Source organism: Mycobacterium sp. (assembly GCF_035570115.1).
Classification (GTDB): Bacteria; Actinomycetota; Actinomycetes; order Mycobacteriales; family Mycobacteriaceae; genus Mycobacterium.
Genome location: NZ_DATMLH010000062.1, coordinates 1 through 9,046, shown reverse-complemented (window position 1 = coordinate 9,046; position 9,046 = coordinate 1). Strand labels below are relative to the sequence as shown.

At 64.6% G+C, this 9,046-nt stretch carries 8 protein-coding genes, 1 pseudogene and 1 riboswitch; of the genes and pseudogenes, 3 read left to right on the top strand and 6 right to left on the bottom strand.

Annotation, left to right across the window (positions count from 1 at the left end; genetic code table 11):
- The 3 genes and pseudogenes from VNW74_RS04655 to VNW74_RS04645 form a co-directional block, all read left to right on the top strand.
- Positions 1-343: pseudogene (locus VNW74_RS04655) on the top strand (phosphodiesterase); the annotation flags it as partial.
- Between the two features lie 366 nt (positions 344-709).
- Entirely contained in the window at positions 710-1,957 is a 1,248-nt protein-coding gene (locus VNW74_RS04650) for a cation:proton antiporter (RefSeq protein ID WP_325675433.1), read from the top strand.
- A 192-nt stretch (positions 1,958-2,149) separates the two neighbouring features.
- Complete coding sequence (locus VNW74_RS04645; protein ID WP_414686595.1) at positions 2,150-2,986, top strand: DUF4436 domain-containing protein; 837 nt, start codon at positions 2,150-2,152, stop codon at positions 2,984-2,986.
- 33 nt (positions 2,987-3,019) lie between these two features.
- Here VNW74_RS04645 and VNW74_RS04640 read toward each other — a convergent pair whose 3' ends face one another.
- From VNW74_RS04640 to dop, 6 genes are all read right to left on the bottom strand, one after another.
- A complete protein-coding gene (locus tag VNW74_RS04640; RefSeq protein WP_414686596.1) occupies positions 3,020-4,519 on the bottom strand; it encodes a stealth family protein in 1,500 nt (499 codons plus the stop codon).
- A gap of 88 nt (positions 4,520-4,607) precedes the next feature.
- Positions 4,608-4,782: riboswitch (M-box (ykoK) riboswitch) on the bottom strand.
- Positions 4,783-4,834: 52 nt separating this feature from the next.
- Positions 4,835-5,686 (bottom strand): DMT family transporter, encoded by an 852-nt coding sequence (locus VNW74_RS04635; RefSeq protein ID WP_325675431.1) that lies wholly within the window; start codon positions 5,684-5,686, stop codon positions 4,835-4,837.
- Between the two features lie 51 nt (positions 5,687-5,737).
- Entirely contained in the window at positions 5,738-6,511 is a 774-nt protein-coding gene (gene prcA / locus VNW74_RS04630; RefSeq protein WP_325675430.1) for a proteasome subunit alpha, read from the bottom strand.
- Complete coding sequence (gene prcB, locus VNW74_RS04625) at positions 6,508-7,395, bottom strand: proteasome subunit beta (RefSeq protein ID WP_325675429.1); 888 nt, start codon at positions 7,393-7,395, stop codon at positions 6,508-6,510. The genes prcA and prcB overlap by 4 nt, the downstream gene beginning before the upstream one ends.
- Positions 7,392-7,586, bottom strand: coding sequence for a ubiquitin-like protein Pup (locus tag VNW74_RS04620; protein ID WP_043409984.1), 195 nt, complete (start codon positions 7,584-7,586; stop codon positions 7,392-7,394). Before VNW74_RS04620 ends, prcB begins: the two co-directional genes overlap by 4 nt.
- Positions 7,587-7,732: 146 nt before the next feature.
- On the bottom strand, positions 7,733-9,046 hold a 1,314-nt coding region (dop, locus tag VNW74_RS04615; RefSeq protein ID WP_325675428.1), incomplete at its 5' end, for a pup deamidase/depupylase.

Sequence of the window (9,046 nt, the reverse complement as noted above, 5' to 3'; positions counted from 1 at the left end):
AGTCCTGCGCGGCACCGATGTGCGCAGCATCCTCGCCGGGCACCTGCACTACTCCACCACGGCCACCTTCGCCGGAATTCCGGTTTCGGTGGCCTCGGCCAGTTGCTACACCCAGGATCTTCTGACGCCCGGAACCCGGGGCCGCGACGGCGCGCAGGCATTCAACCTGGTGCACTGCTACCCAGAAACGGTGGTGCACACCGTGATTCCGTTGGCCGCCGGACCTACCGTGGGACGATTCGTCCAGCCGGAGACCGTGCAGCGAGAACTCGCCGACTCTCGCGTCAGCATCCTGCCGGCAGGTCGGATACCGCACATCCCACAGCAGCTCGCACGCACCTAGCGGGCGATCGCTCGTCGCCGGCCGTTCATCAGCCCGGAGGGCGCGCAAAGGCCGGGGTTCCGCGGCGCCAGTGAATTCGTCGAATCTGAGAAATACGGCTAGTTAGTCTGCGGATTATAGGTCACCGCTGCCAGCGAATAGCCGTCAAGAAGCCGTTATGATTTTGCCTGGATCCATTAAGAAAATGTAATGACGTTAAGAACGCATAATGGAGGTGTGTTCACGGTCACGACACAGTTGCGCTGGGTTCCGCGACTAGCTATAACAGATGCGACGCAACCACCTACGCGACCGGTGACCTGCGGAAACCCAAATCGCATCGTTGCGTGACGAACAGCGGACTCAATTGGTTGCCAGGGAGAATCAATGCCACTCGGTAATGTGCTGCAAGCACTAATTATGCTGGCCGTAGTCTTGATTGGTTCGGTGTTTGTCGGAAACCTGTTTCGCCGGATTAAGCAGCCCGCGGTCGTCGGCGTAATCACTTTCGGCCTTCTGCTCGGCACAATTCTGGCCCTCCTTCCGCATTCCATGAAGTCTGTGTTACTTTCGCCGACCTCGAAATCTCTCATCGAGGACGTGGGTCAAGCGGGCCTCTTGTTACTGTTGTTCTTGGTTGGAATTGAGCTGCGGTCCTACAGCAAAACATCCGAGAAGTCACCGCTCTGGCAACTGTTGCCCTGCGTGCTGATTCCGGTCGTCGTCTGTGCGGCTGCAGCTTTCCCCTTTGCACACCGACTCATTGGCCCAGACCACAATCCGCTGCACGTGTGGCTATTCGTCGGTGTGGCGCTGAGCGTCACCGCCGTTCCCGTTCTGGTGCTCATCATCAAAGATCTTGGGGTCCCGGCGCCCATCCCAGGGGTAGCGCTGCGCATTGCCGTCTCGACTGATGCGGGGGCATGGGCACTGGTTACCGTGTTGATCCTGCTGGCCACCGACTTGAGCTCGGTCTCGGCTGCTGCCCTTTGTGTGGGCGCCGCGTTGCTGTTCATTGTGATGTTTGTGCTGCCGCCGATCGTCCGGCGGTTGTTCGAGCACTCCCAGCAGGGCGCTCCGTTTGTGGTGGCGATCTTCGCTTACGTGCTGGTCGGTGCGGCAGCTACACAGGTGTTCGGTCTGCACCCAGCCCTCGGTGCCGTGATTGCCGGTCTATTCTTCCCCGCGGGGCTGGCCAACCAGGCGTCGGAGCGGGCCTTAGCCGCGGTCGCGGACATGCTCATTCCTGCCTTCTTCGTTTCGAGCGCGCTGTCTGTGCCGCTGCAGACCCTGGCGGACCTGTTCCGAGGGAGCGGTCTGCTGTGCCTGCTGACCCTGACCATCGCCGCTTTTGGTTCGAAACTCGCGGTCGGTCTCCTGGCCGGCAGGATGCAAGGCTGGTCATTTACGACCTCGGCCAAACTCGGTGTCTTGTTGAACTGCCGCGGCGTCACCGAACTCGCCATTGCGTCGATAGGTCTCCAAGCCCGCTTGATCGGTCCCTATGCGTTTGCGATGTTGTGTGCGCTTGCCATCCTGACGACTGCGGTGACGGCTCCGCTGTACCGCGCGATCGACAGCCGCGCGCTTGTCCGTACGTCGCGCGCGGATGCCCGACAAGTGGCCCATGTCTAAAGCAGTTTCGGTTCCTATCATGGCAATTGCGGTGACCCGTCAAGATTCCCGGCATACCGACCTCTCTCACCTCGCGTGCGCGACCCTTTTTGTGGACGGGAGGTTCCCTTGAGCACTCTGGAGGAGCGGGTGCTGATGGGGTCCGACGAGCGCCCGCCGCCAAAGGTTCGCGGTCGCCGGTGGAGGCCGCGCATGAGACTCGCCTTCATCGCCCTGGTACTCGTTGCCTGCGGAATGATCACGTCGGTCGTGCTGTACATCAATGGCGCAGCGTCCCAACGTATTCCAGTTCATGGGGCCCCGACCAGCGGCGGCACAACTGTCACGCTGGATGTGGTAAGCATCTCAAGCAATTACAGCGAGCTCGTCGGCGACCTCATCATTAGGCCCGGACCTGCGCTGGTGGATCCGGTGACCGACGCTCTCAAGCAAGACCTCACCGTGGCAGTCACATCCGTGACGACGCCGGTCAGGCGGACATATTCCAAGGGCATGTTGCCCGGTGTTTTCCCCGTTCCACTGACCTTGGCGCGCGACGTCGAACGCTGGCCGTTCGATACGTACTACACCGGACCGATCACGATTACCCTCTTCACCGGCGCGGCTCAAACGCCAGAACGCGCCAACGTGACATTCGTCGATCGGCTGGCCGGCTGGAAAGTCGACGTGGCTCGCGTCAATGCCAATGCGTTCGCACCTTACGAAGTCCAATTGCAGCGCTCACCGAGCACCATGCTCTTCGCGATCACCATCCTGTGCATCTTCGTCGCGATCGCGGCAGTTGGCTTATTCGTGGCGATTCAGACGATTCGCGACCCACGCAGGTTTCAGTCACCGATGACAACCTGGTACGCGGCGATGCTCTTTGCGGTGGTACCGCTGAGAAACGCACTGCCGGGCTCGCCGGCGTTCGGAAGCTGGATCGATCTCACGATCGTTTTGTGGGTACTAGTGGCTTTGGTGGTCTCGATGCTGCTCTACATCGCGGCCTGGTGGCGCGCGACATCTAAGACCACATCGAAGACCTGAGCCCACAGCAGCTCGCGAGCACGCAGCGGGCGATCACTCGTCCCCCGCTGCTCGCTCCCACGGCGCTGGCACCGGAAAGTACTTCTCCAGAAACTCGCCGACGACATCGGCTCGCTCCTGCGGGCTCACCTCGGGGAAGCTGCCGTCGTTGAGGCAGAAGAAGTCGACCTTGCGCTTCTTGAGCAGCGTCGGCAATTTCGCCAGCCCGGACCGCAATGTGGTGTCGACGTAGAGCACCTTCGCGGACTCGTGCTGCACCGCACGCCCCGTGATCAACGCGTAGTAGTGGTACAGCGAGTTGGTCACCGAGATGTCGGTGCTCGCCCGAAAGCGGCTGGCCTGGGTACGCGCGAAGTCATCCGGAAACTCACGCTCGAGTTCGCAAAGCACGCTCTTGCGCAGCGGCGCAGCGGTGTGCTCGAGGTGGCGGGTGATGATCTTCTCGAACCTGTCCCACAGCAGCTGCCGGTTGACGCGTGCCGCATTCTCGAATCCACTGCGCTCGGGGTTGTTAGCCCCCAGCCCGATACGCGTGCCCGCTTCGATGAACTTCGTCACCCCGCCGGGTGAGAAGAACGTCGTCGGTGACAAGGCCCGGCCGAAGAACATGTCATCGTTGGAGTACAGGAAATGCTCTGCGAGACCGGGGATGTGGTGTAGCTGCGTCTCCACCGCGTGGCTGTTGTACACCGGCAGCGCGGAGGAGTCGGTGAAGTGATCCTCGGCGCGCACGATGGTGACTTTGGGGTGGGGTGCGAGCCACTCGGGGACCGGCGAGTCCGTCGCGATGAAGATGCGCCGCACCCATGGGGCAAAGGCGTGCACCGAACGCAGCGCGTACTTCAGTTCGTCGATCTGACGGATCCGCGCGTCGGCGCCATCGCCTTCACCAACAACGTGGTTCGCCATCGCTGCCGCTCGCCCTGCCCGGAACTCCGGGTCGTTGCCGTCCACCCACGAGAACACCATGTCGATGTCGAACGTGATGTCGCTCGCGTGCGGGGCAAACATCCCGGCGATCGTCGGCCAGGTGCGGCCGTGCAGTTCGACGGCTACGTACACAATCTCGCTCAGCGGCAACGCCTTCCGAGTCAGCGAGTTCTCGATCGGGCAGATCGCCTGCTGACCGTCGAATACCCAGAACTGCAGCTCCACTCCTGCCGAAGCGCCGTAACGCAGGCCGGAACGCGGGCATTCGCGCCGACGAAACACCCTCAGCAGCCGCGGGTCCGGGTCCGCCGACAGCAAGCCGTCGCCCAGGTACACCGAGCTGCGCCCAGTCCCGTCAAGGATCTTGGCCCGCAGCGGTGCCTCCAGGCATGCGGCCATGAGCGTTTCGGCGACTCGTGCACGCAAGCAGATATCAACGACGAGTGCCGGACGCCCGTCCGCGCCGCGGATCAAAAGAAACGGGATTGCCGCCGTCTCCAGTTCCCCGCGGAGGAACAATAGGTCTTGCGCCATCGCTTCGTAGGGGGTCAGGCGCAGCCCATCGGCTGAGCCGGGCAGCCCGATACGGGCGACGTCGATCATGCTGGTCATGGGAACACCTGCCTTCCATACTCGATGTCGTTAAGACGCGCACAAAGAGGGACCCACGACGGAAGCGGTGGAGCGGCGACTTTGCCCTCACACGTTGAGCTTTGGCACTGAGCGACGTATCCCCGCAGAGCTGGGAAAGCCACTTGGGACCACCCCTTAAGCCGGGGAGATCTGTCCTGATCTTGGGCGTCTCTCGACGTCGTCAGATCAGTGGCCTGTGTTCACTTCAGAAGCCTCGCCTAACGAGGTGCTTTCGCAGGATAGCTCCGAATCCGGCTTCCGGCAACGCGGCTCGCCTGCGCGTTGTCAGGACTCGACAGGGCTGGGTGCTTCGCCGAATCGGCTCAGTGCCAGCGTTGCCGCGACCGCGACGGCGAATCCCGTCACAACCACCCAGCTCAGCCCCGGACGGGTCTGGTCGCCGAGCCACACCACCCCGACGAGCGCAGGACCAACCGTTTCACCGACAACCATCCCGGCCGTGGCCGTGGTCACCGATCCGCGGCTCAAAGCCGAAGTGAGCAACAAAAACCCGGCTGCGCCGCCCGCGATCACTGCATATACGGCGGGGTTGGTGTAGAACGCCAATTTGGTCGGGTCGATCGGATCGATCAGGCGGACGGCGACCTCGACGACCCCGAAGCCGCCGCCGGCCCCGAGCCCGAGGACGAGTGCACGGGAGCGGTCACCCAAGCGACCTGCCGCCGCGCCGGCGATGAACAGCACGGCGACCACTGCCAGCAGTGCCCAGCCGAGTCCGGCCGGCCCGCGCCGGGTGCCTTCGGGGCCGGCGGCAAGGCCGAGCGTCGCAAGGCTCGCGCACACCACGCCTACCGCCACCCACTCCATTGCCGACAACCGCGCCGACAGTATCCAGGCGGACACGATCGCGGTGACCGCGAGCGAAGCGGCGATCGCCGCGGCGACGACGTAGATCGGTACCAGGCGCAGCGCCGCCACTTGCAACAGGAAGCCAAGACCGTCAAGCGCGAGGCCCGCGAGGTAGCGCCACTGCCGCAGCGCTCGTAACAGTAAGGCCGGGTCAACTCCGGAGTCGCTGCTGCCGGCGTCCACCGAGCGGGTCGCGGCGGCCTGCAACACCGTCGCCGTGCCGTAGCAGAGCGAGGTGCCCAATGCGAGCAGCAAGCCGGTCAGCACACACCGACAATACGAGACGAATCCGCCCGGCCTACGGAAGGTCGCCGGGACCTAATTGTCAGCCGAGTCTTTCGAATTGTCCGCTGAGTCCTTCGCCGGTTCGGAGCCACTGGAACCGTTGGGTTCGGGCAGCAGGGCCTCCAACGCACGGCCGGTGATTCGCCGGAACGCTCGCCGGGGCCGACTGACGTCCAGGATGGCGACCTCCAACGTCGACACCCCCAGCTTGGGTTCGTCGCCGCCGTTAGCGCTGCCGGCGCGCAGGGCTTCCACCGCGATTCGCACCGCGTCGGCCAGATTGGCGTTCTCGGCGTAGGACTCCTTGAGCGCGGTGGCGATCGGCTCGGTGGTCCCGCCCATCACCACGAAGTGCGGCTCGTCGTTGATCGACCCGTCGTAGGTAATGCGATACAGCTCGGGCGGTTTGGTCTCGCCGTAGTGTGCGACTTCGGCCACACAGAGCTCGACCTCGTAGGGCTTGGCCTGTTCGGTGAAGATGCTGCCCAACGTCTGCGCGTAGACATTGGCCAGCTGCCGACCGGTGACGTCACGGCGGTCGTAGGCGTAGCCGCGCGTGTCGGCGAACTGAATCCCCCCGCGCCGCAGGTTGTCGAATTCAGTGAACTTACCCGCGGCGGCGAAGCCGACGCGGTCGTAGAGTTCGCTGATCTTTTGTAGTGACCGCGAAGGGTTTTCGGCCACGAATAGCACGCCCCCGGTATAGGCCAGCGCCACCACGCTGCGGCCCCGCGCGATGCCTTTTCGCGCGAGCTCGCCGCGTTCGCGCATCGCCTGCTCGGGCGAGATAAAGTACGGAAAGCTCATGAGTCACTTCCCGCGTGCCCCGCATCCGAACCGAACGTGTCTGCGCGGGAACGTCGTTCGATGACCTCGCGTGCCAGCTCGGCAATGCGCTGCTCGGGAACATTGGTCGCGCCGTCGGCGCCGATGGTGACCGCGGTCGGGAAGATCCCGCGGACCAGGTCGGGACCCCCAGTGGCCGAATCGTCGTCGGCCGCGTCGTAGAGTGCCTCGACAGCGACCCGCAGCGCGGAATCCGCGTCCGTCACTTGCGAAAACAGCTTCTTGATGGACGATTTGGCGAAAATCGAACCAGAACCGACGGACTGGTAGCCCTCCTCCTCCAGATTCCAGCCACCGGCAGCGTCGAACGAGACGATGCGCCCGGCCTTCTCCGGATCGGGATCGTCGATGTCGAAACCGGCCAGCAGCGGCAGCGCCACAAGACCCTGCATCGCGGCGGCGAGATTGCCGCGGACCATGATTGCCAGCCGGTTCACTTTGCCCGCGAAGGTGAGCGGCACGCCTTCCAGCTTCTCGTAATGCTCGAGTTCGACGGCGTAAAGGCGGGCGAATTCGACCGCGATGGCCGCGGTGCCGGCGATCCCGGTCGCGGTGTAGTCGTCGGTGATGTACACCTTCTGCACATCGCGCCCCGCGATCATGTTGCCCTGCGTGGAGCGTCGGTCGCCGGCGATGACGACGCCACCGGGATGCTTCAGCGCAACGATGGTGGTGCCGTGCGGCAGCTGCGAACCGAGCCCGCCGGGCTGAGTGTTACCGATGCCCGCGGGCAGCAGCTCGGGGGCCTCGCGACGCAAAAAGTCCGCGAAAGAGGAAAGACCGCCGAAGGCGGTTCCGGGAAGTGCTGAGTGGGTGGCCAGGCGATCGCGAAACGGCCAGGTCACTGTCCGCCCTTTTGGACGTATGCGCGGACGAAGTCTTCGGCGTTCTCTTCCAGAACATCGTCGATCTCGTCGAGCAGGTCGTCGGTCTCCTCGGTCAGCTTCTCGCGACGCTCCTGGCCCGCGGCCGTGCTGGCGGTGGGATCGTCGTCATCGCCACCGCCACCACCGCGCTTGGTCTGCTCCTGAGCCATCGCTGCCTCCTGCGAAGTCATCGGCCGTAAAGAACACGACCTTCGGTTTCTCTAGCCTACCGGTCGATACCGCTGTTGCCCGGTTAACGACCTCCACTGTCGGGCTCCTCCTCAGCCGCCGCGGGGCTGCATCGTCGCCGGACGCCTCAGGTGGTCAGGTGTTCGACCAGCTCAACCGCGCTGTTCACCGAGTCCAGCAGGGCGCCGACGTGCGCCTTGCTGCCGCGCAGAGGCTCGAGCGTCGGAATCCGCACCAGGGAGTCGCCGCCGAGGTCGAAGATCACCGAGTCCCAGCTGGCCGCCGCGATATCGGCGCCGAATCGGCGCAAGCATTCGCCGCGGAAATAGGCCCGGGTGTCGGTCGGTGGGTTGTCCACCGCGCTGATCACCTGCTGCTCGGTGACCAGTCGCTTCATCGAGCCGCGCGCGACCAGCCGGTTATAGAGGCCTTTGTCCAGCCGGACATCGGAGTACTGCAAATCGACGAGGTGCAGCCGAGGCGCCGACCAGCTCAGGTTCTCCCGGTGCCGGAACCCCTCCAGTAGCCGGAGCTTGGCCGGCCAGTCCAGTAGTTCGGCGCACTCCATCGGGTCGCGCTCGAGTTGATCGAGCACGTGTGCCCAGGTCTCCACGACGTCGGCTGCCCGCGCGTCGTGGTCGCGGCCGTCGACCAGCTTCGCCACCCGGTCCAGATAAATCCGCTGCAACGCAAGGCCGGTCAATTCGCGGCCGTCGGCCAGCGCGACGGTAGCGCGCAGTGAGGGGTCACGGCTGATCGCGTGCACCGCATGTACCGGCCGGGCCAGCGCCAGGTCGGTCAGGTCGATGCCATGGGCTGGGCCCTCTTCGATCAGGTCGAGCACCAGCGCCGTCGAGCCCAGCTTCAGATAGGTCGACGTCTCGGCGAGGTTGGCGTCGCCGATGATCACGTGCAGCCGTCGGTAGCGGTCGGCGTCGGCGTGCGGCTCGTCGCGGGTGTTGATGATCCCGCGTTTCAGTGTGGTCTCCAGCCCGACCTCGACCTCGATGTAGTCGGCCCGCTGAGACAGCTGGAAGCCCGGCTCATCGCCCGAGGGCCCGATTCCGACCCGGCCTGAGCCGGTGACCACCTGGCGGGACACCAGGAACGGCGTCAACCCCGCGATGACGGCCGAGAACGGCGTCTGCCGACTCATCAGATAGTTCTCATGCGACCCGTAGGAGGCGCCCTTGCCGTCGACGTTGTTCTTGTACAGCTGCAGCTTGGCGGCCCCTGGCACGCTCGCCACGTGCCGGGCGGCGGCTTCCATCACCCGCTCGCCGGCCTTGTCCCAGATCACCGCGTCCAGCGGGTCGGTGCACTCCGGCGCCGAATACTCCGGGTGCGCGTGGTCGACGTAGAGCCGCGCGCCGTTGGTCAGGATCATGTTGGCCGCACCGACCTCGTCCGCGTCGACGACCGGCGGCGGGCCGGCCGAGCG

What these genes read in the sequence shown, in the direction of transcription:
- VNW74_RS04650 (WP_325675433.1), top strand. Translation starts at nt 710, where the DNA reads ATGCCACTCGGTAATGTGCTGCAAGCACTAATTATGCTGGCCGTAGTC.
- VNW74_RS04645 (WP_414686595.1), top strand. Translation starts at nt 2,150, where the DNA reads ATGAGACTCGCCTTCATCGCCCTGGTACTCGTTGCCTGCGGAATGATC.
- VNW74_RS04640 (WP_414686596.1), bottom strand. Translation starts at nt 4,519, where the DNA reads ATGATCGACGTCGCCCGTATCGGGCTGCCCGGCTCAGCCGATGGGCTG.
- prcA (WP_325675430.1), bottom strand. Translation starts at nt 6,511, where the DNA reads ATGAGCTTTCCGTACTTTATCTCGCCCGAGCAGGCGATGCGCGAACGC.
- VNW74_RS04620 (WP_043409984.1), bottom strand. Translation starts at nt 7,586, where the DNA reads ATGGCTCAGGAGCAGACCAAGCGCGGTGGTGGCGGTGGCGATGACGAC.